General features: G+C 64.8%; 21 protein-coding genes. 3 read left to right on the top strand and 18 right to left on the bottom strand.

What is annotated here, in order from left to right; translation table 11 throughout:
• Positions 1-4: 4 nt before the first annotated feature.
• Positions 5-538 (bottom strand): YceD family protein, encoded by a 534-nt coding sequence (locus ACKTEK_RS06125; protein WP_409164350.1) that lies wholly within the window; start codon positions 536-538, stop codon positions 5-7.
• The gene (locus ACKTEK_RS06120) at positions 535-1,125 is read right to left on the bottom strand and encodes a ubiquinol-cytochrome C chaperone family protein (RefSeq protein ID WP_409164349.1); all 591 of its coding nucleotides are present in this window, start codon (positions 1,123-1,125) and stop codon (positions 535-537) included. Before ACKTEK_RS06120 ends, ACKTEK_RS06125 begins: the two co-directional genes overlap by 4 nt.
• A 266-nt stretch (positions 1,126-1,391) precedes the next feature.
• Here ACKTEK_RS06120 and ACKTEK_RS06115 point away from each other — a divergent pair, with 266 nt between their 5' ends.
• Entirely contained in the window at positions 1,392-1,838 is a 447-nt protein-coding gene (locus ACKTEK_RS06115) for an outer membrane protein assembly factor BamE (RefSeq protein WP_409164348.1), read from the top strand.
• A gap of 109 nt (positions 1,839-1,947) precedes the next feature.
• On the opposite strand, the gene ACKTEK_RS06110 is transcribed toward ACKTEK_RS06115, so the two are convergent.
• From ACKTEK_RS06110 to ACKTEK_RS06035, 16 genes are all read right to left on the bottom strand, one after another.
• On the bottom strand, positions 1,948-4,071 hold the full coding sequence (locus tag ACKTEK_RS06110; protein ID WP_409164347.1) for a sodium-translocating pyrophosphatase: 2,124 nt from the start codon (positions 4,069-4,071) through the stop codon (positions 1,948-1,950).
• 238 nt (positions 4,072-4,309) lie between these two features.
• The gene (locus ACKTEK_RS06105) at positions 4,310-5,548 is read right to left on the bottom strand and encodes an MFS transporter (RefSeq protein ID WP_409164346.1); all 1,239 of its coding nucleotides are present in this window, start codon (positions 5,546-5,548) and stop codon (positions 4,310-4,312) included.
• Positions 5,541-6,524, bottom strand: a complete 984-nt coding sequence (gene thiL / locus ACKTEK_RS06100) for a thiamine-phosphate kinase (protein ID WP_409164345.1) — start codon at positions 6,522-6,524, stop codon at positions 5,541-5,543. Before thiL ends, ACKTEK_RS06105 begins: the two co-directional genes overlap by 8 nt.
• Positions 6,525-6,535: 11 nt before the next feature.
• Positions 6,536-7,051, bottom strand: coding sequence for a transcription antitermination factor NusB (gene nusB, locus ACKTEK_RS06095; protein WP_409164344.1), 516 nt, complete (start codon positions 7,049-7,051; stop codon positions 6,536-6,538).
• Complete coding sequence (gene ribH / locus ACKTEK_RS06090) at positions 7,052-7,504, bottom strand: 6,7-dimethyl-8-ribityllumazine synthase (RefSeq protein WP_409164343.1); 453 nt, start codon at positions 7,502-7,504, stop codon at positions 7,052-7,054.
• Positions 7,501-8,118, bottom strand: a complete 618-nt coding sequence (locus ACKTEK_RS06085) for a riboflavin synthase (protein WP_409164342.1) — start codon at positions 8,116-8,118, stop codon at positions 7,501-7,503. The genes ribH and ACKTEK_RS06085 overlap by 4 nt, the downstream gene beginning before the upstream one ends.
• Positions 8,119-8,135: 17 nt before the next feature.
• On the bottom strand, positions 8,136-9,278 hold the full coding sequence (gene ribD / locus ACKTEK_RS06080) for a bifunctional diaminohydroxyphosphoribosylaminopyrimidine deaminase/5-amino-6-(5-phosphoribosylamino)uracil reductase RibD (RefSeq protein ID WP_409164341.1): 1,143 nt from the start codon (positions 9,276-9,278) through the stop codon (positions 8,136-8,138).
• On the bottom strand, positions 9,268-9,765 hold the full coding sequence (gene nrdR, locus ACKTEK_RS06075) for a transcriptional regulator NrdR (protein ID WP_409164340.1): 498 nt from the start codon (positions 9,763-9,765) through the stop codon (positions 9,268-9,270). Before nrdR ends, ribD begins: the two co-directional genes overlap by 11 nt.
• 55 nt (positions 9,766-9,820) lie before the next feature.
• The gene (gene glyA, locus ACKTEK_RS06070; RefSeq protein ID WP_409164339.1) at positions 9,821-11,095 is read right to left on the bottom strand and encodes a serine hydroxymethyltransferase; all 1,275 of its coding nucleotides are present in this window, start codon (positions 11,093-11,095) and stop codon (positions 9,821-9,823) included.
• A 216-nt stretch (positions 11,096-11,311) separates the two neighbouring features.
• The gene (locus tag ACKTEK_RS06065; RefSeq protein ID WP_409164899.1) at positions 11,312-11,443 is read right to left on the bottom strand and encodes a DUF6898 family protein; all 132 of its coding nucleotides are present in this window, start codon (positions 11,441-11,443) and stop codon (positions 11,312-11,314) included.
• Positions 11,444-11,534: 91 nt separating this feature from the next.
• Complete coding sequence (locus ACKTEK_RS06060; protein WP_409164338.1) at positions 11,535-12,812, bottom strand: murein L,D-transpeptidase; 1,278 nt, start codon at positions 12,810-12,812, stop codon at positions 11,535-11,537.
• Positions 12,813-13,152: 340 nt separating this feature from the next.
• A complete protein-coding gene (ldtR, locus tag ACKTEK_RS06055) occupies positions 13,153-13,656 on the bottom strand; it encodes a transcriptional regulator LdtR (RefSeq protein WP_409164898.1) in 504 nt (167 codons plus the stop codon).
• Positions 13,657-13,813: 157 nt separating this feature from the next.
• Positions 13,814-14,713, bottom strand: coding sequence for a 3-hydroxyisobutyrate dehydrogenase (mmsB, locus tag ACKTEK_RS06050; protein WP_409164337.1), 900 nt, complete (start codon positions 14,711-14,713; stop codon positions 13,814-13,816).
• Between the two features lie 39 nt (positions 14,714-14,752).
• Complete coding sequence (locus tag ACKTEK_RS06045; RefSeq protein ID WP_409164336.1) at positions 14,753-15,190, bottom strand: DUF6163 family protein; 438 nt, start codon at positions 15,188-15,190, stop codon at positions 14,753-14,755.
• On the bottom strand, positions 15,187-16,236 hold the full coding sequence (locus ACKTEK_RS06040; RefSeq protein WP_409164335.1) for an enoyl-CoA hydratase/isomerase family protein: 1,050 nt from the start codon (positions 16,234-16,236) through the stop codon (positions 15,187-15,189). The genes ACKTEK_RS06045 and ACKTEK_RS06040 overlap by 4 nt, the downstream gene beginning before the upstream one ends.
• Positions 16,233-17,372, bottom strand: a complete 1,140-nt coding sequence (locus ACKTEK_RS06035) for an acyl-CoA dehydrogenase family protein (RefSeq protein ID WP_409164334.1) — start codon at positions 17,370-17,372, stop codon at positions 16,233-16,235. The genes ACKTEK_RS06040 and ACKTEK_RS06035 overlap by 4 nt, the downstream gene beginning before the upstream one ends.
• Positions 17,373-17,561: 189 nt before the next feature.
• Between ACKTEK_RS06035 and hemB the strand changes: the two genes are divergently transcribed.
• Together hemB and ACKTEK_RS06025 are read left to right on the top strand one after the other, a co-directional pair.
• Positions 17,562-18,599: a porphobilinogen synthase gene (hemB, locus tag ACKTEK_RS06030; RefSeq protein WP_409164897.1), complete on the top strand. Its 1,038-nt coding sequence runs from the start codon at positions 17,562-17,564 to the stop codon at positions 18,597-18,599.
• Positions 18,600-18,651: 52 nt separating this feature from the next.
• Positions 18,652-19,893: a threonine ammonia-lyase gene (locus tag ACKTEK_RS06025; RefSeq protein WP_409164333.1), complete on the top strand. Its 1,242-nt coding sequence runs from the start codon at positions 18,652-18,654 to the stop codon at positions 19,891-19,893.
• Positions 19,894-19,962: the final 69 nt, after the last annotated feature.

The raw sequence follows: 19,962 nt of genomic DNA, 5'->3' as shown, positions 1-19,962 counted from the left end.
CGCCTCAACCGCGATCCTTGAGCTGCTGGAGCGCGGCAAACGGGGACGGTGTCTTCTCCTCGTCGCCGAATCCTTCCGGCAATTCCACCCCTGGTTTGCGCGGATAGGGATCAAGCGAGAGCGAAATCGTGTCGCGGATCAGCGCGCCGATGGGAATGTCGCCGTTCTCGAAAGGCTCGATATCCTCCGCTTCCTCGTCCTCGGCATGGGCGGCAATTGATTCAAACTCGTTTTCGGGCACGAAATTGACCGCAAGCTCAGTTTCGACCTTCACGTCGAACGGCTCGAGCGAGACGACGCAAACCTGCGAGAGGTCGGCGAGAATCGTCCCCGTCACCCGCCAGCCGCGATAGGGGCCGCGGCGGATCTCAAGCTTCGCGCTGACCGCGCTCACTCCGGGAAGCTCCAGCGTCTCGACAAGCTCCTTGCGCGCGTCCTCGTCCGCCTCGAAGGCGATGTCCTCGCCTTCGCGCGAAATTTTCTGGGCGTTGAGCCGCGCCTCGAAGCTGGACAGCCGGACAATGCTGACATCGCTCATCGTGCGCTCTCCTCCTGTGCAGTCGCGCCCGGCAGCGGCGGCCACGCAATTTCGCCGCCCAGGATCGGCTCCGGGTCCTGCTGGGCGACTGCGCCATCACAGGCGATCAGGTAATCACCTATGGCGCGGGATTCGACTGCCAGTTCCGCGCGATTCTCGTTGGTCGCGAACACGTTCTGCTGCACGGCCTCGGCGACCTTCTCCGGGTCGCGCTGGTCGAGCGCGCCGCCATAGACGCTGGCATGGCCATAGAATGCCTGCCCGATGTGCTTCATCTGCTTGGGCACGGACAGATCGCCGACGCCGAGTTCGCGCAGCGAGCGGTCCATGTCCGAAATGAACAGGTCGAACACCGCCTGCCCCGCGTCATCGAGCTCCTGCGTGCCCTTGAGGCGGCGGAAGACGGGAATGGCGTGCAGCACGATCATTTCGAAGCGGCCGGTCGGTGTATCGGGCACGCCGAGGTCGGCGTAGAACACCGGTTGCCGCGCTTGCGCCACGATTGACCCATACACGGCGCTTGCCGGGCTTGCGGGTGCACTGCGGTCGCGGTCGGGGAAGATTCGGCGAAAAATGGCGTTAAGCATGGTTGCCTGCTGGCGTTTGGTTCGGGTCTCTCCGGTTGCAAATATCGCGTCGCCGCGATACGGCAAACATGGATTGGAATACCGGTTGAGGCGCGTCCTGCATACGGTGGCCGCTATCGAAAGGCCAGACGCAGACGCCAGCTTTCGGCCCCACAACGGGTGACGGATCATTGAATCGTTCTTCGCGTAACATCCGCCGAACCGCAACCGGGCTTCTGCTCGGCGCGCTTCCCCTCGCCCTTGCCGCGTGCTCCGACGGGCCGCGCATGCCGAGCGCCAGCAGCATGAACCTGTCCAACATGCGCGCGCCGACACTGCAGGCACCCAACCTGTCGCTGACCGAGACGCGCAAGCACGGCTACCAGTTTTCCCAGCAGCAGCTCGACCAAGTGCCGATCGGCGCCAGCCGCGAGCAGGTGGACTTCGTGCTGGGGACGCCCTCGACAACCGGCACCTTCGACGGCCTCGTCTACTATTACATTTCCCAGCAGGTGAAGCAGACGGCGTTCTTGCGCCCGCGCGTCACCTCGCAGAACGTGCTGGCGGTCTATTTCGACCGTGACGAGCGCGTCAGCCGCATCGCCGACTACGGCCTGCAGGATGGACGCGTGTTCGACTTCATCGGTCGCACGACGCCGACCACCGGCAAGGAAGTCACCTTCCTCCAGCAGCTGATGCGCGCAAGCCGCATGGCCGCACCCGGCACCAAGTAGGCTCCCAATCCGCGCGGGGCGTTGCGCCCTCGCCCGTCGGACCCAAAAGGAAACCCCGCGAAGCCAGCCGGCTCCGCGGGGTTCTTTCTTGCGCGAACGGTACGTGGTGCTAGTGCGCCAGGAAGGCCAGCAGCAGCAGCGCCACGATGTTCGTGATCTTGATCATCGGGTTCACGGCAGGACCCGCGGTGTCCTTGTAGGGATCACCCACGGTGTCGCCGGTCACGGCAGCCTTGTGGGCTTCAGAGCCCTTGCCGCCGTGGTTGCCGTCCTCGATGAACTTCTTGGCGTTGTCCCATGCACCGCCGCCAGCCGTCATGGAGATGGCGACGAACAGGCCGGTGACGATCACGCCGAGCAGCATCGCGCCCACTGCGGAGAACGCAGCAGACTTGCCGCCGATCAGCAGCATCGCGCCGAATACGACCACAGGCGAAAGCACCGGCAGCAGCGAGGGCACGATCATCTCGCGGATCGCGGCCTTGGTCAGCATGTCGACGGCACGACCGTAGTCGGGACGCTCCTTGCCTTCCATGATGCCGGGCTTTTCCTTGAACTGGCGGCGTACCTCTTCCACGACAGCCTGGGCTGCGCGTCCGACCGCCATCATCGACATGCCGGAGAACAGGTACGGAAGCATACCGCCGAACAGCAGGCCGACCACCACGTAGGGATCACTGAGCGAGAACGACACGTTGACCCCTTCGAAGAAAGGATACTGCGCCGCGTTCGCAACGAAGTAGTTCAGGTCCTGCGTGTAGGCTGCGAACAGCACCAGCGCACCCATGCCGGCGGAACCGATGGCGTAGCCCTTGGTCACGGCCTTGGTGGTGTTGCCGACCGCGTCGAGCGCGTCGGTCGTGTCGCGGACTTCTGGCGGAAGGCCCGCCATTTCCGCGATGCCGCCGGCGTTGTCGGTGACGGGGCCGAAGGCGTCGAGTGCCACGACCATGCCGGCCAACGCCAGCATCGTGGAGACGGCGACGGCGATGCCGTACAGACCGGCAAGCGCGAACGAGGTCAGGATACCCGCAATGATGATGATCGCGGGGATCGCGGTTGCTTCAAGCGAGATCGCAAGACCCTGGATGACGTTCGTGCCATGGCCGGTGACCGAGGCCTGCGCTATCGAGCGGACCGGGCGATAGCCCGTGCCGGTGTAGTACTCGGTGACCCAGATGATCAGGCCGGTGACGACGAGACCGACGACACCGCAGAGAAACAGCCCCATCGGCACGAACTTGACGCCCGAATTGGTCATCACATCGACGCCGAACCCGCCAAAGGTCAGGTAGGTGACGGGCACGAGAGCGACGAGCGACAGGACCGCCGTCGCGATGAAGCCCTTGTAGAGCGCGCCCATGATCGAGTTGTTGGCGCCGAGCTTCACGAAGAACGTGCCGATGATCGAGGTCACGACGCACGCGCCGCCAATGGCGAGCGGGTAGATCATGCCGGCGAGCTTCATCTCGGGAGACGTGATCGCGATAGCAGCCAGAACCATGGTGGCGACCACGGTCACCACGTAGGTTTCGAACAGGTCGGCCGCCATGCCGGCACAGTCGCCGACATTGTCGCCCACGTTGTCGGCGATGGTTGCCGGGTTTCGCGGATCGTCTTCCGGGATGCCCGCTTCCACCTTGCCGACCATGTCGCCGCCGACGTCCGCACCCTTGGTGAAGATGCCGCCGCCGAGACGGGCGAAGATCGAGATGAGAGAGGCGCCGAAGCCGAGTGCGACGAGCGAATCGATCACCGTCCGGCTATCGAACGCGTAGCCAAGCGGCCCGGTCAGGATGCCGAAATAGACGGTGACGCCCAGAAGCGCGAGACCGGCCACGAAGAGGCCCGTCACGGCGCCGGACTTGAACGCGATTTCAAGGCCCGCACCGAGCGACTTGGTGGCGGCCTGCGCGGTGCGCACGTTGGCGCGAACCGACACGTTCATGCCGATGAAGCCGGCAGCTGCCGACAGGATCGCGCCGATGGCGAACCCGATGGCGACGAGGATGCCGAGGAACCACGCGACGAGCGCGAAGATCACGACACCAGCGATTGCGATGGTGGAATACTGACGGCGCAGATAAGCCTGCGCGCCTTCGGCGATCGCGCCAGCGATCTCCTTCATGCGGTCGTTGCCGGCGTCAGCCGCCACGACCGAATTGATCGCCCACACGCCATACACGATGGACAGCGCGCCGCAGGCGATAATAGCCCAGATTGCCAGAGACATGGGTCCTACCCCTAGGTGAGTTCAGTGAAAGTCGGCGAGTTCACTTGGAGAGGTAAGGTGTCGCGGTTTGTGTTCGGATCCCTGTCCGGCATTTGCGCCGGCTTCTTGTTGCGAAAAATCCGAACCCCCGGTCCGCCTTGGCCCGCCCCCCGCCGGACCTTTGGTCGGCGCGGACATTGCCAAAAAGCGGCTGGTGGCGCAACAGCATAGCCCCTCCCGACTTTCGTTGGGGAAAGCCTCAGGAGGCCGATGCCTGACGGCGGCCGTGAACGATCAGCCAGCCGATCAGGACGAGCGCTATGGCGACCATCGGAAAAACGACGAAATTGACCGTTTCCCAGCCGAAAGCCGACATCAACCGGCCGGACATGAAGGACGCGAGCGCAACCGAGCCGAAAACAGCGAAATCGTTGACCGACTGAACCTTGTTGCGTTCCTCCGGACGGTAGCAATCCGTGACCATCGAGGTGGCCCCGACGAAGCTGAAATTCCACCCAAGGCCCAGCAGGATGAGCGCGCCCCAGAAGTGCGCAATCTCGATTCCCGACAGCGCGACCACGCCGCAGCCCGCCAGAATGACCATTCCGGCAGCCGTCACCTGCTCCTTGCCGAATCGGGCAATGAGGTTGCCGGTGACGAAGCTTGGCGCAAACATCGCGATGGCATGCCACTGGATGGCGAGCGCTGCGTCGGCCACACCGTAGTTGCAGGCGAGCATGGCGATGGGCGCCGCCGTCATGACGAGGCTCATCATCGAGTAACTGATCATGCCGCAGGCCATGGCGACGATGAGCCGGGGCTGGCGCAGGATTTCGCTGACCCGCCGCCCGCTCGACGCGCTCTGCCTCACCGGGCGCGAGCCGCGCAGCGTCATCATCAGGAAGAACGAGAGGCTCGCGACGACCGACAGCGTCAGGAACGAGCCTGCAAACGTGACTGGCGCGAGCAACTCGCTGGAAAAGATCACGAGCTGCGGGCCGAGAACGGCTGCTGCCACCCCGCCGATCAGCACCCAGGAGATTGCCTTGGGCTGGAATGACGGGCTTGCAAGGTCTGCTGCCGCAAAGCGGTAGAACTGGATATGCGCCTGGAACATCCCGCACAGGAATGTCGCCACCAGGAACAGGTCGAAACGGCCCCACAGCAGCGCAAACGTGCCGACCAGCCCGCCGGCAACCGCAAACAGCGAACCTGTCATGAAGCCCAGCCTGCGCCCGATATGGCGCATGCCGATGCCCGCCGGCAGGGTCGCGACCGCTTGCCCGAGGACGAAGATGGTGATGGGCACCGTCGCCCAGGACGGATGCGGGGCCAGCGTGATGCCGATGATGCCGCCAAGCGTCATCACGATGGTCGAGCACGCACCGCCCAACATCTGGCCAATGGACAGGATGATAGTGTTGAAGCGCGCGGTGATGTCGTCGTAACGCGGGGTCGCTTCGGCGGTCTCGGCAGCGATGCCCGCCGGGTCAGCCACGATGGGTGTAGCGCGTGGTCTCGAACCGGATGTCGTGCCCCTCCCTGTCCACGGTGACGACCTCCACCGGCGGCTCGCCGCAGGTGCCGATGGCCGTCACGGGCACGCCGGTCGCCAGCGCGTCGCGCGCAAAGGCGATCGATTCCTCAAGCGGCACGACGATCAGCGACTGGTAGTCGTCGCCGCCTGTCAGCGCGACCTTCAGCAGCGACGGATCAGCTTCGATGGCTGCTTTCACGGCATCGCTCATCGGCACCTTGGCAGCTGTCAGCCTGGCCGAAACCCCGCTTGCCGCGCACAGGCGCTCCAGGTCCCCGACGAGGCCGTCGGAAATGTCCATCGCTGCGCTGGCATGCTTGGAGATCGCCGGTTGCAGGCCGACCGGTGGCTGCGGCAGGCGGTATCCCTGTTCAAGTGCCGACAGGTGCTCCGCGCCGATGCCCGGCATCGGGTCGCCACGCGCGACAAGCAGGCCAAGCGCCGCGTCGCCGATATTGCCGCTGACAAAGATTACGTCGCCGTCTTCCGCGCCCGAACGCAGCAGCGGCTCGCGATCCGGTGCCTGCCCCATCATGGTGATGGAGAGGCTCAGCGGCGCGGTTTCCGGCACGACGGTCGTATCGCCACCGAACAGCTGCAGGCCGTAGGTTTCGTGGTCCAGCGCAAGGCCGGCGGCAAAGGCCGGGCCGAAACCGTCCGCGGTGTTGGCCGGCACGCTCAGGTGCAGCACGTAGCCCCAGGGCTGCGCGCCCTTGGCCACGAGGTCGGAAACATTCACGCGAATGGCGCGCTGGGCGATGAGGCCCGGATCTTCATCGGCAAGGAAATGCACACCGGCGATGATGGTATCGCCGGTGACGACCAGCTTGCCGGAAGGCGGCGCGATATGGGCTGCATCGTCGGTGAAGTTCGCCGCCCCGTCCGGGCTTGCCAGCGGGCTCATGCAATCGCGGATGAAGCTGTCCTCGTCGAACATCGCCGAGGGTCTCAGGGCTTCGCGTCGGGGACCGAAACCTCGGTTGCCCGTTCGTCGCGCGCGATGCGGTCCAGCACGCCGTTGACGAGACGCGGTCCGTCATCGTCGTAGAAGCCGCGCGCGATCTCGACATACTCGTTGATGGCGGCGCGCGCCGGGACATCCTCGCGGAAGAGCAACTCGTAGGCCCCTGCCCGCAGGATGTTGCGAAGCGTCAGGTCGATGCGTTTCAGCGGCCAGGAGGTCTGCAACACCTTGTCGATCATCCGGTCGATCCGGTGCTGATCCTCAACCACGCCGCTGACCAGCGCGCGGAAGAAGGCGTCATCGGCCTTGGCATAGGTGTCGCCATCAATCTCCTGCCCGAGGCGATGGGCCTCGAACTCGGCAAGCGTCGAGGGCAGATCGGACCCGGACAGGTCCATCTGGTAAAGCGCCTGAACCGCGCCAAGGCGCGCCGCCGTGCGGCGGTTGCCAGCCCGAGCGCCCTTGCGGGCCGGCTTCGGTGTGTCTTGCGTGGACGACATTCAGTCCATTCCTTCGAGGCACTGGCGCAGCGCGATCATTTCCAGCGCGGCACGGGCGGCGTCGCCACCCTTGTCCTTGCGCGAGATGTCGGCGCGCGCCATGGCCTGTTCTTCATTCTCCACGGTCAGGATGCCGTTGCCCACCGCCAGCCTGTGCTGAACGCTCAGGTCCATAACGGCGCGCGCGGACTCCCCCGCGACGATGTCGTAATGACTCGTTTCACCGCGAATGACACAGCCCAGCAGCACATAGCCGTCATGCACCGGACCCTTGCCGGCTTCACCTGCCGCAATCGCCATGGCGAGCGCGGCCGGCACTTCCAGCACGCCGGGCACGCTGACGCGGTCGGCTGTCGCACCGGCAGCTTCGATCGCGGCCTCTGCGCCTTCGCGCAGCTTGCCGGTGATCTCGCTGTAATACGGCGACTCGATGATCAGCAGCCGGTGGCTCATTCGCTTTGACCTTCAAATTCCATCAGGCGGGCTGCATAGCGCGCCATCAAGTCGACTTCGAGGTTTATTCTGTCCCCGGCCCGGCGTTCGCCCCACGTGGTTACCGACAGGGAGTGCGGGATCAGCATCACCGTGAAGCGCGCGCCATCCACGTCGTTCACCGTCAGCGACGTGCCGTCGAGCGCGACCGACCCCTTGGACGCGATGAACTTGGCAAGCTCGCCCGGCGCTTCAAGGGTGAAGCGGCTGGCATCGCCCTCATCGTCGCGCGAAACCAGCCTCGCCACGCCGTCGACATGGCCGGTGACGAGGTGCCCGCCGAGTTCGCCGCCCAGCGCCAGCGAGCGTTCGAGGTTGACCGGCGTGCCGGCCTCCCAAGTGCCAAGCGTCGTCTTGTCGAGTGATTCCGGCGACACGTCGAAGCTGAACCAGCCTTTGCCGTCGTCGCGCTTGCCGCGCTCGATCACCGTCATGCACGCGCCCGAACAGCAGATCGAGGCGCCGATATCGATCGCCTGCGTGTCATAGCTGGTCGCAATCGTCATGCGCCGCCCGGCGGTGCTGGGGCGCGTGTCGATGAGCTTGCCGATATCGGTGACGATGCCGGTGAACATCCGTCGTCTTTCCGGGTCTAAGGTTGCGCGGCGGCGGCCAGCAGGCCGCTCTCCAAACCGCTGCGCCGCCAAAGGGTGATCGTGTCAGTCCCGGCAGCGCGCGTCTCAACGCGCTCATATGCATCGCTTTCACCACCGGCGGCAAGTGCGGCAAGCTGCGGCACGGCGCGCCCCTGCCCTGCATCCGGCGCAATCTCGGAAAGGGTGCAATCCGAGCGGGCCAGAATAAGTTCATCGACCAGGCCTGCGTCGAGGAAGGCTGCCGCAACCGCACCGCCACCTTCCACCATCAGCCGCGTGATGCCGCGCGCTGCCAGCACTTGCAAAACCGCGCCCGGCGTGGCCGCACCTTCCCCCGGCATTTCGATCGTTTCGGCCCCTGCAGCCTTCAGTGGTTCGGCGGCATCACGATGCACCTCGCTGCCGAAGATCCACACGTCAGGACCGGAGGCGAGCATCGCCGCATCGGCGGACATGGAAAACCTGCTGTCGAGAACGATGCGCAGCGGTGACCGGTCGCGCATCCCGGCGAGACGGCAGGTCAGCGAGGGATCGTCCGCATGCACCGTGCCGGCGCCGACAAGAATGGCATCGTGACGCGCCCGCATCATGTGGACATGGGCGCGAGTTTCCTCGCCGGTGATGGCAACGGGAACCTGTTGAGCCCCTGCGAACATACCATCGGCGCTCATCGCCAACTTGAGCGTAACGAACGGCCGTGCCGCCGAGATGCGCAGGATATGCCCGGCGGCAAGAAGCGCGGCGTCTTCCGCGCAGCAGCCGGTCTCGACGGTGATGCCGGCTTCGCGCAGCGCGGCAATGCCGCGCCCGGCAACGCGGATATCGGCGTCACCCAGCCCGATCACCACGCGCGAGACGCCGGATTCAATCAGGGCGTCCGCGCAAGGCGGCGTGCGGCCATGATGGGCGCAAGGTTCCAGCGTGACGTAGCAAGTCGCCCCTTTCGCACGCGCGCCGGCCATCCTCAGCGCCACGGCCTCGGCATGGGGCCTGCCGCCACGTGCCGTCGCGCCCAGCCCGGCAATTTCGCCGTCCGGGGTGACGATCAGCGCACCGACTGCGGGATTGGGCCATGTCTGGCCGAGGTTGCGCCGAGCCGCGCGCAGGGCTGCGCGCATGAACCGGGCGTCAGTCGTCAAGCCCTGGCCCCTTCGGCCTTGGCGTGGCCTCTTCTTCCTCTCCGGGCAAGCCGCCGATGAACTCGGCGAAATCACTCACCTCGTGGAAATTCTTGTAGACGGAGGCGAAGCGCACATAGGCGACCTGGTCGATCTCGGCGAGCGATTCCATGACCATCCGCCCGATGGTGGCGGACTCAACATCGCTCTCGCCGGCGCTTTCAAGCTTGCGGACAAGGCCGGACACGAGCCGGTCCACGCGCTCCGGTTCGACCGGGCGCTTGCGCATGGCGACCTGAATGGACCGGAGAAGCTTGTCGCGGTCGAACGGCACGCGCCGCCCGTTCGTCTTCACCACCGTCAGTTCGCGAAGCTGCACACGCTCGAACGTCGTGAAGCGCTGACCGCAATCCGGGCAGACGCGTCTGCGCCGGATCGCTGTGTTGTCTTCAGTGGGACGTGAGTCCTTGACCTGCGTGTCTTGGCTTCCGCAAAACGGGCAGCGCATCCAAATCTTCCTTCGAGTTTCGAGCGCTGCAGGCTATGCCGCAACGCTGCGATTCTCAAAGGTCGTAGATCGGAAAACGTCCGGTCATCTCCGCGACACGCTCACGCACCTGCGCCTCGACGGACCCGTTGTCGCCGTCGCGGTTCTCCGCAAGGCCGTTCACGACATCGGCAATCATGCGACCGATCTCGGTGAATTCGGCTTCGCCGAAGCCACGGGTGGTGCCCGCCGGGGAACCGACGCGGACGCCCGAGGTCACCATCGGCTTTTCCGGGTCGAATGGCACGCCGTTCTTGTTGCAGGTGATGTTGGCGCGCTTCAGCGCCTGCTCGGCGGCAACGCCGGTCACCTTCTTGGGACGCATGTCGGCCAGCACGACGTGGGTGTCGGTGCCACCGGACACGAGGTCGATGCCGTCCACACGCAGCGCCTCGGCCAGCGCCTTGGCGTTGGCGACGACCTGCGCGGAATATTGCTTGAAGGACGGGCGCAGCGCCTCGCCGAAGGCGGCAGCCTTGCCGGCGATGACGTGCATCAGCGGGCCACCCTGCAGGCCGGGGAACACGGCGGAGTTGAACTTCTTGCCAAGCGCCTCGTCGCGCGAAAGGATCATGCCGCCGCGCGGGCCACGAAGCGTCTTGTGGGTCGTCGTCGTGGCGACGTGGCAATATTCCAGCGGGTTCGGGTGCTGGCCACCGGCCACGAGGCCCGCGAAGTGGGCCATGTCGACCATGAAGTAGGCGCCAACCTCGTCTGCGATCTCACGGAACGCCTTGAAGTCAATCTGGCGCGGATAGGCGGACCCACCGGCAATGATGAGCTGCGGCTTGTTCTGCCTGGCCAGATCACGCACCTCGTCCATGTCGATGACGTTGGTGTCGCGGGTGACCTTGTAGGGAACTGGGTTGAACCACTTGCCCGAGAGGTTGACCGGCGAGCCGTGCGTCAGGTGACCGCCGCAGGCCAGATCGAGGCCCATGAACGTGTCGCCCGGCTTCAGCAGCGCGAGGAAGACGGCCTGGTTCGCCTGCGCGCCGGAGTGCGGCTGCACGTTGACATAGGAGCAGTCGAACAGCTTGCAGGCGCGGTCGATGGCCAGCGCCTCGGCAACGTCGACGTGTTCGCAGCCCGCATAGTAGCGGCGGCCGGGATAGCCCTCGGCGTACTTGTTGGTCAGGACGGAGCCTTGCGCCTGCATCACCGCCTTGGACACGATGTTTTCCGAGGCGATCAGCTCGATTTCGTCGCGCTGGCGCTCGAACTCGCCGTGGATGGCTTCGGCGAGATCGGGATCGGTCTTTGCGAGATCTGCATGAAAAAAGTCGGACATGGCGCTTTCTTTCCGGTTGTCTGGACGCTCCGGGGCCCTTCGGCGCGCGAAAACGGGTGCGCGCACGCAAGGGAGGGCCGCCTCCCATCGCGGCCACTACGGGCAATTACCAGTTGAATGCCGAAAAAAACACAAGCCGCATATCCGTATTGCGGCAAAAAGTCTTTTTCCCGCGACGTGAAACCGCAAGGATTCGGTGGGATTTCGCTGCGTGTGTCAGCGCTTGGCGAGCATCATTTTCAGCTTGCGGACGGCAACGCGCTCAAGGTCGGCGCGCGCCGCGTTGGCGGGACCCATGATCATGGTCTCGAGGCCGGAGGCGGCATCGACTGCCACCACCCGGACCATATTACCGACTGACGTGAATTCGAGAATGATTTCACCGGAGTGCCCCGGCGAACCGCGTCCCGCGCGAGGCCCCTGCCCCATCGCCTTCGCGTCAGCTGTCCTGACCGGCGATGGCGAGGTCGCCTGCCGCATCACGCTTGTAGACGTCCGGACGGAAGTGAACGACGCCGTCCGGCGTGCCCCATGCAGTGATGTAGGTCATGTAGATGCGCGTCGGCTGGGACAGGTTGACGTCCACCCGCTCGCCGGAGGAAATCACGCTGTCCACGACCGGCCGCGGATAGTCACCGTTGGGTTCAAGCAGCCACGTCACCAGTTCGCGCACGTCTGACACGCGCACGCAGCCCGAGGAGTGGAAGCGGTAGTTGGAGCCGAACAGCGACTTCTGCGGCGTGTCGTGCAGGTACACCGCGTGCTTGTTGGCGAAGTTGATGCGGATCGAACCCATTGAGTTGAGGTCGCCCGGGTCCTGCCGCAGCAGGTAGGAAACCGCCTCGTTGGAATTCCAGTCGACCATCTTGGGGTCGATCTCGTTGCCCTGCGCGTCATAGATACGGATCTTGTAGCGCGTCAGGTATTCAGGGTCCTTCTGCATCCGCGGAATGATGTCACGTTCCACGATGGACTTGGGCGCGTGCCAGAACGGGTTGAAGTTGATCTGGCTGATCTTGCTCGTCACCAGCGGCGACGGACGGTCGATCTTGCCGACGACGGCCGTGTGGCGGGAGACAACCGTGGTGCCCTGCACCGCCTCGATCTCCGCGCCTGGAATGTTGACCATCACGTAGCGGTCACCGAGGTCACCGCTCATGGAGTTCAACCGGATCAGGTTGGTGCGAAGCTGCTGGATACGCTTCTCGACCGGCACGTTCATGGCGGCGAGCGTCTCGCGACCGACGGCGCCGTCGGTAAACAGGCCGTGGCGCAGCTGGAAGTTGCGCACCGCCGCCTGAAGCGGAATGTCGAAGATGTGGGACGCGTTGTAAGCAGGATTGAGGTCGCCACTGGCGATCAGCCGCTGACGCACGTAGGCGACGGCCGGATTGTTCATGCCGATGCGCAGGATGTCGCCCGTGTCGATCTCGACCCAGCCGCCCTTGCGGGCAATCTGCTCGTACTTGCTGATTGCGATCTGCGTGAAATAGACCGTCTGCTGCGACAGGATTGGTGGGGTTGCAGCCAATCGCGCCTCAAGTTCGCGCGATTTCTCCTCGTAGGCTGCCTTCGTGTCACCGACGCTGTAATCGATGATCACCTGCGATGCGTCGTCGGCGGCATGCGCCTGTGCACCCAGCAGCGCGCCCGCGGCCACGGCCGTAGCAGCAAGGAATCCGGTCAGTCGAAGCGAAGCAAGCCTGGGAAAGTTCATTGGTAAGCTATCGAGCCCCTCGTTCCCGCCGGCGTTGCGACGCCTTGCGCGGGCAGTAAAACGGTTGTTCACGCAAATGGCCCCGAAAGCGGGCCTTACCGACAGCCGATAATGCGCTGGCATTCACTTGCAAACTAGGCAATGCCGCGACGCGCTCAAGGCCGTCTCGATCACAATATTCTCTGGCTACCACGGTTTGCCCGACTCGGCCACCGCGTCTGCCTTCAGTGTTGCCCTCTTGCGCCGTGTTTTTGGCGGCAATGGGGCGGGCCAAACAGGAAAACCCGCCGGGCGGCGTGCCCGGCGGGTTTCCATTGCAGATGATGCGTAAAGTCTGGCTCTACAGCTTGTAGAGAATCTGATCGGTCCAGAAGCGCTCCAGCTTCTGCAGGGACTTGTTGAGGCCCGCGAATTCCGGGTGCCCTAGCCCGCCGACCGCGTCGATCGACTGCAGGTGACGGCTGTAGAGTTCGGCGATCATGTCGGAGACCGCCTGGCCCTTCTGCGTCAGGCTGATGCGCACCGTGCGGCGATCGACCGTGGAACGCTGATGGTGGAGATAGCCGAGTTCGACCAGCTTCTTCACGTTGTAGGAGACGTTGGAGCCGAGATAGTAGCCACGCGAACGCAATTCGCTGGCGGTCAGCTCCTTGCCCCCGATGTTGTAAAGCAGCAGCGCCTGAACGGCATTGACATCGTCGCGGCCCTTGCGCTCGAACTCGTCCTTGATCACGTCCAGAAGGCGGCGGTGGAGCCGCTCGATCAGCGCAAGTGCTTCAAGGTATTTCGGGCGAAGCTCGCCCTCATGTTCTTCGTGCGCGGCCTTTTCGGCCACCCCGATCATCATATCCATTGTATAGCCTCACTGTTTGATGAGCGGATGTGTCCCCGCTTCTGGTGATGACTATACCCAGCGGCTTTGAAGGCGACCTTAAGCCACAAGCTTAAAATGCCATGAATCGGAAAAGCGTTATTTTTTTCTACCTGTCGGTTGGATTTTCTTAAGCATCACCTTCCGAACCGCGTAAAAAGCGAATGATTCCGGAGAAATCCACGCCTGCGTTTCCCGCCCCGACGAACATGTTGTAGGCCTGCGTGGCGGCAGCGCCCATCGGGGTCGTCGCGCCTGCGGTGGATGCCGCACCCTGCGCAAGCTTTAAGTCCTTCAGCATCATCGCCGCGGTGAAGCCCGCCTGGTAGTCCTTGTTGGCCGGAGACGTGGGCACCGGGCCGGGCACCGGGCAATAGGTCGTGAGCGACCAGCACTGGCCCGACGCGGTCGACGAGATGTCGTAGAGCTTCTGGTGATCGAGGCCGAGCTTCTCGGCCAGCACGAACGCCTCGCACACGCCGATCATGGAAATACCGAGGATCATGTTGTTGCAGATCTTGGCGGCCTGCCCGTTACCCGCCCCGCCGGCATGCACGATTGTGCGGCCCATGATCTCGAGGAACGGCTTTGCCGCCTCGAAGGCGTCGTCGGGTCCGCCCACCATGAAGGTGAGCGTGCCGGCCTGCGCGCCGCCCACGCCACCGGAAACCGGCGCATCGACCAGGCGCTGCCCGGCGCCCGATGCGGCATCGGCGACCCGGCGCGCAGTTTCCACGTCAATGGTGGAGGAATCGATGAACAGCGTCCCGCGCGGCGCGACAGCCAGCAGCCCGCCCTCGCCGAGGTAGAGCTGCGCGACCTCGCGGCCCGAAGGCAGCATGGTGACGACAACGTCGGCATCGCGCACCGCGTCGACGGCCGAGTCCGCAGCCTTGCCGCCCGCCTCGCCGAGTTCCTTGAGGCGCGGCTGGCTCAAGTCGCTGCCGGTGACCTCGTGGCCTGCCTTGATGAGATTCTGCGCCATGGGAAAGCCCATGTTGCCAAGACCGATGAATGCGACTTTCGCCATCTCGTTCTCCTCCGCTGCGCGCCTTTGCCGGCGCGTCTGCTAGTCCTGCGGCAGACGATACCGCGACATCGTGTTTTCCGGCGAGCCCGCCCAGCGCGCAAAGCCGATATAGGCAATGATGCAGCAGGCGTTGAATACGACCGCGTTCCAGTTCTCACCGAAGAGATCGGGAAAGCCGAGATGCATCACCAGCTCGGTCACCGCGACGAAGAGCCAGGTCGCGACACCCCACCCGGACGCAAACCACAGCCCCACGGCGGCAACCACCATCAGCACCGCGAAATAGACGGTAACCACCTGCCACTGGATCGGCAGGTTCTCAAAACCCGCCGCATCGCTGTCATAGCCGATGAGGGTGCCCCAGTAGGACAGGCCCTGAACGAGGAAGACGAGCGCCAGCAGCCGCATCGACCACAACATGGCGAGGGGTCCGAGCGGACGCTCCTCGGAAAAGCGGAATGCACGGCGCGCCTTCACGGCAACTCCAGTTCGTGTTCGAGCGGTTCGAAGTAGCGCGAAACCTCGCTCTCCGACACATCTTCAAGCCGCGGCGGCTGCCAGGCCGGCTTGTTGTCCTTGTCGATGATGAGCGCGCGCACGCCTTCGAAGAACTCGTTGGCTTCGAGTATCCGGTTCACGATCCGGTATTCCAGCCGCATGCAGTCCTCGAACGGCAGCGTCTTGCCTTCGCGGAGCTGGCGCAGCGTGATCTTGAGGCTGGTGGGCGACTTGGTCTTGAGGATGGCGGCGGTCTTCTCGCCGAAAGCCGTTTCGGCGTCGGATTCCAGCCGCGTTATGATCTCCTCGACGCTTGGCGCGCTGAAGCAACGGTCGATGGCTTCGCGCAGCGGCCCGATCTTGCCCTCCGGCGGCTGGGTCGCGAAGTTCGCGATCACCTGGTCGAGCCCGCGCGCTGCATAAAGCGACTTCTCAAGCCCTGCGAACCTCTCGGACGGGACTGCGTGGGTCGCAAGACCGAGCGCCAGTGCGTCCCCCTGCCCCACGCGCTGTCCGGTCAGGCCGAGATAGGTGCCCGTCTCGCCCGGCAGGCGCGGCAGGAAGTAGGTGCCGCCGACATCGGGAAACAGGCCGATGCCCGTCTCCGGCATCGCAAAGGAGATGTTGTCGCCAGCGACCCGGTGCGACCCATGAATGCTGACGCCGACGCCACCGCCCATGACGATGCCGTCGATGAGCGCGATGTAGGGCTTGGGAAAGCGCTTGATATAGGTATTGAGGCGATACTCGTCGGCGTAGAACTTCAACGCCATCGGGTCACCGGCCATGCCCCAGTCGTAGAGCTGGCGCACGTCGCCGCCGGCGCTGAAAGCGCGCCCCTCGCCCGCCTTGATGATGACGTGGCGCACGGCGTCTTCGCCCGCCCACACTTCCAGCTGCGCGCGCATGGCATCGACAATGCCGGAACTCAGCGCATTGAGATGCTTGGGGCGGTTGATGGTGATGAGACCGGCGTTGCCCTCGTTTGAGAACAGCACTTCATCTGTGGAATGGTTTGCGCTCATCGTCCGAATACGTCCCGCGAGATGATGAGCCGCATCACCTCGTTCGTGCCTTCTAGGATCTGGTGAACCCGCACGTCGCGCAGGTACCGCTCGATGCCGTAATCGGCGAGGTAGCCGTAGCCACCGTGCAGTTGCAATGCCTCGTTGACGACATTGAACCCGGTATCGGTTGCAAGGCGCTTGGCCTTGGCCGCCGTCACGGTCTTGTCGGGGTGGTCGTCGTCCAGCATCTGGGCTGCGCGATGCACCATCAGGCGCGCGGCATCCAGATCGGTCGCCATGTCGGCGACGCGAAAGCGCAGCGCCTGGAACGTGTCGAGGCTCGATCCGAACTGCTTGCGCTCGCCCATATAGGCAACGGTCTTGTCGAGGCAGGCCTGTGCCGCGCCGAGCGAACAGGCCGCGATGTTGATGCGCCCCCCGTCCAGCCCCGCCATGGCGATTTTGAAGCCGTCGCCCTCGTTGCCGACGAGATTTGTCACTGGAACCCGGCAATCCTCGAAGATGACGGCAGCCGTCGGCTGGCTGTGCCACCCGAGCTTCTTTTCCTGCGCGCCGAAGGAAAGCCCCGGCGCATCCTTGTCGACGACGATGCAGGAAATTCCGCGCGGGCCGGCGTCCCCGGTGCGCACCATGCAGACATAGGCATCCGACGCGCCGCCGCCGGAGATGAATGCCTTCTGCCCGTTCAGCACGTAGTGGTCGCCATCGCGCACGGCCTTGGTGGCGAGCGATGCCGCGTCCGACCCAGCCCCTGGTTCCGTCAAGCAGTAGGAGGCAAAGGTCTGCATCGAGGTCAGGCCGGGCAGATAGCGCTGGCGCAGGTCGTCATTGCCGAAGCGGTCGATCATCCACGCGGCCATGTTGTGGATGGAGATATAGGCCGAGGTCGACGTGCAGCCCTTCGACAATTCCTCGAAGATGAGCGCAGCGTCGAGCCGACCCAAACCGGAGCCGCCGACGTCCTCGCGAACGTAGATGCCGCCGAAGCCCAGCGCTGCACCGGCGCGCAGCGCCTCGACCGGGAAAATGCAGTCGCGGTCCCATGCTTCCGCGTGCGGCGCCATCTCGCCCTCGGCAAAGGCGGCAGCGGCCTCGCGAAACGCGGCCTGTTCTTCGGTCAGTGAAAAGTCCATTCCCGCCTTGCGTCCTCCCGCGCGTCGGAGGGCAAGGAGTAAGCCGCGCGCGCGCACCGCGTCAACGATTGAGCGCACATGCTTGCAATGCTGGCCGATTGTCGCGGGGTTTGCGCCCGCGCATGACAGCGCAGGGGCTTGCCTGCTAGAACGTGCGCTCGACAACTGCGCAGGACGTGCGACATGAACATGCAATCGCGGGACGAGAAACGCGCCGCCAAGGCCGACGTGAACCGGATTACCGGCGGGCGGCGGCTGCGCCGCAACCGCAAGTCCGACTGGTCGCGCCGGATGGTGCGCGAGGCCCGCCTGAGCGCCGACGACCTTATCTGGCCAATCTTCGTCACGGAAGGTTCGGGCACGCGCGAGCCGGTCGATTCCATGCCGGGCGTGGAGCGCCTCAGCGTCGATGAAGCGGTTCGCGCCGCTGAGGAAGCCGTCGAACTCGGCATCCCGGCGATTGCCGTCTTCCCCAACACGCCGCCGTCCCTGCGCGATGAAACCGGTTCGGAAGCCCTGAACCCGAAGAACCTCGTGTGCCGCGCCTGCCGCGCGATCAAGGAAGCCGCGCCGCAGGTCGGCATCATCACCGACGTCGCGCTCGACCCCTACACCTCCCACGGCCATGACGGGCTGATGGCCGGTGCCCGCATTCTCAACGACGAGACGGTTGCCCGGCTTGTCGAACAGGCGCTGGTGCAGGTCGATGCCGGCTGCGACATCATTGCGCCCTCCGACATGATGGACGGGCGCGTCGGCGCGATCCGCGAGGCGCTGGAGAATTCCGGCCATGACGATATCCAGGTCATGGCCTATACGGCGAAGTTCGCCTCCGCCTTCTACGGCCCGTTCCGCGACGCGATCAGCACCAATTCGACGCTGATCGGCGACAAGCGCACCTACCAGATGGACCCGTGCAACGCGGCCGAAGCGCTCGTGGAAGCCGAGTTGGACATCGCCGAGGGCGCGGACATGATCATGGTCAAGCCGGGCATGCCCTATCTCGACATCATCTACCGCCTGAAGGACACGTTCGGCCTGCCGACATTCGCCTACCAGGTGTCCGGTGAATTCGCGATGATCGAAGCGGCCGCCCGCAATGGCTGGATCGACGGCGAACGCGCGATGGTCGAAAGCCTGCTCGCCTTCCGCCGCGCCGGTGCCGACGGCGTGCTGACCTATTTCGCGCCGCGCGTTGCGCGGATGCTGAAAGACGGTGCGATCTAGCCCTCTCCCTGCGCGCCCTGCGCGCTGCTCGAACATTGGAGCACGCTCGGCCATGACCTCGTTGCCGCTGACGATTCAGGACATTGAGGCCGCGCGTGAGCGCATCGCCGATGCGATCCTGCACACCCCCTGTGTTCCCTCCCCGCAGCTGTCCGACGAGACCGGTGCGGACGTCATCGTCAAGTACGAGAACCTCCAGACGACGAACGCCTTCAAGGAGCGTGGTGCAGCCAACCGCCTCTCCCTGCTGGACGAGAGCGAGCGCGCCCGCGGCGTCGTCGCCATGTCCGCCGGCAACCACGCGCAGGCCGTGGCGCGACATGCCGCGCGGCTCGGCATCGCCTCGACCATCGTCATGCCGAAGACGACACCGTTCTCCAAGGTTGCCGCCACCCGCCAGTGGGGTGCCGAGGTCGTGCTGGAGGGCGAGACGGTTTTCGACTGCGAAGCCGTGATGCAATCGCTCATGGACGAGCGCAATCTCGTGCGCATCCACCCATACGACGATCTCGCCGTCATGGCCGGTCAGGGCACCGTCGCGTTGGAAATGCTCGACGACGTCCCCGACCTCGATTGCATCGTCGTGCCGGTTGGCGGCGGCGGGCTGCTGTCCGGCATCGCGGTGGCGGCGAAAGCGCGCAACCCCGAAATCGAAATCCATCCGGTGCAGACCGCGCTCTATCCCTCGCTCGCTGCGGCCCTGCGCGGTGAGAAGGCCGATTGCGGCGGCGATACGCTGGCCGAAGGCATCGCCGTGAAGCGCCCATCGCCCATGGCCGTGGAGATCGCCGGCGCGCTGGCGGAGGACGTGATACTCGTCGACGAGGACGCCATCGAGGCGGCGATCTACGCCTTTCTCGCGATGCAGAAGACCATGGCAGAAGGGGCCGGTGCGGCGGGTCTTGCCGCGCTGATGAGCGCGCCGGACCGCTTCCGGGGCAAGAAGGTCGGCCTGATCCTGTGCGGCGGCAACATCGACCTGCGCAAGCTCTCAGCCATCACCTTGCGCGCCCTGGAGCGTCAGAATCGCATCGTGTCGCTGCGGGTCACGGTTCTCGACCGCCCCGGCATGCTTGGGCGCATCACCACGATCATCGGCGAAACCGGCGCGAACATTCTCGAGGTCGAGCATCAGCGCATGCTCCTGAACGTGCCCGCGACCCGCGCGACCGTGGACCTGACGGTGGAAACCCGCGGCGAGAATCACGTCGGCGAGGTCGTCGAAGCCCTCGTCGGCCACGGGATGCAGGTCAGTCGCGTCGATCCGCGCCTGCCGCCGGAAACCGTCATCTGAGCTTCAAACCCCAAGGTGCATTGCAGGCCACCGCCTTCGACCTGCACTATGGCGTGCCGGTCATGAACC

It is taken from the genome of Tepidamorphus sp. 3E244 (assembly GCF_046159835.1).
Lineage (GTDB): Bacteria > Pseudomonadota > Alphaproteobacteria > Rhizobiales > Tepidamorphaceae > JACKJK01.
The sequence above is the reverse complement of the archived record's forward strand: the minus strand, read 5'-3'. Positions and strand labels throughout refer to the sequence as shown.

What these genes read in the sequence shown, in the direction of transcription:
- mmsB (WP_409164337.1), bottom strand. Translation starts at nt 14,713, where the DNA reads ATGGCGAAAGTCGCATTCATCGGTCTTGGCAACATGGGCTTTCCCATG.
- ACKTEK_RS06040 (WP_409164335.1), bottom strand. Translation starts at nt 16,236, where the DNA reads ATGAGCGCAAACCATTCCACAGATGAAGTGCTGTTCTCAAACGAGGGC.
- ACKTEK_RS06025 (WP_409164333.1), top strand. Translation starts at nt 18,652, where the DNA reads ATGACCTCGTTGCCGCTGACGATTCAGGACATTGAGGCCGCGCGTGAG.
- hemB (WP_409164897.1), top strand. Translation starts at nt 17,562, where the DNA reads ATGCAATCGCGGGACGAGAAACGCGCCGCCAAGGCCGACGTGAACCGG.
- ACKTEK_RS06035 (WP_409164334.1), bottom strand. Translation starts at nt 17,372, where the DNA reads ATGGACTTTTCACTGACCGAAGAACAGGCCGCGTTTCGCGAGGCCGCT.
- ribH (WP_409164343.1), bottom strand. Translation starts at nt 7,504, where the DNA reads ATGAGCCACCGGCTGCTGATCATCGAGTCGCCGTATTACAGCGAGATC.
- ACKTEK_RS06120 (WP_409164349.1), bottom strand. Translation starts at nt 1,125, where the DNA reads ATGCTTAACGCCATTTTTCGCCGAATCTTCCCCGACCGCGACCGCAGT.
- ACKTEK_RS06060 (WP_409164338.1), bottom strand. Translation starts at nt 12,812, where the DNA reads ATGAACTTTCCCAGGCTTGCTTCGCTTCGACTGACCGGATTCCTTGCT.
- nusB (WP_409164344.1), bottom strand. Translation starts at nt 7,051, where the DNA reads ATGTCGTCCACGCAAGACACACCGAAGCCGGCCCGCAAGGGCGCTCGG.
- ACKTEK_RS06110 (WP_409164347.1), bottom strand. Translation starts at nt 4,071, where the DNA reads ATGTCTCTGGCAATCTGGGCTATTATCGCCTGCGGCGCGCTGTCCATC.
- glyA (WP_409164339.1), bottom strand. Translation starts at nt 11,095, where the DNA reads ATGTCCGACTTTTTTCATGCAGATCTCGCAAAGACCGATCCCGATCTC.
- ACKTEK_RS06085 (WP_409164342.1), bottom strand. Translation starts at nt 8,118, where the DNA reads ATGTTCACCGGCATCGTCACCGATATCGGCAAGCTCATCGACACGCGC.
- thiL (WP_409164345.1), bottom strand. Translation starts at nt 6,524, where the DNA reads ATGTTCGACGAGGACAGCTTCATCCGCGATTGCATGAGCCCGCTGGCA.
- nrdR (WP_409164340.1), bottom strand. Translation starts at nt 9,765, where the DNA reads ATGCGCTGCCCGTTTTGCGGAAGCCAAGACACGCAGGTCAAGGACTCA.
- ACKTEK_RS06125 (WP_409164350.1), bottom strand. Translation starts at nt 538, where the DNA reads ATGAGCGATGTCAGCATTGTCCGGCTGTCCAGCTTCGAGGCGCGGCTC.
- ACKTEK_RS06065 (WP_409164899.1), bottom strand. Translation starts at nt 11,443, where the DNA reads ATGGTCCGGGTGGTGGCAGTCGATGCCGCCTCCGGCCTCGAGACCATG.
- ldtR (WP_409164898.1), bottom strand. Translation starts at nt 13,656, where the DNA reads ATGATCGGGGTGGCCGAAAAGGCCGCGCACGAAGAACATGAGGGCGAG.
- ACKTEK_RS06115 (WP_409164348.1), top strand. Translation starts at nt 1,392, where the DNA reads ATGCCGAGCGCCAGCAGCATGAACCTGTCCAACATGCGCGCGCCGACA.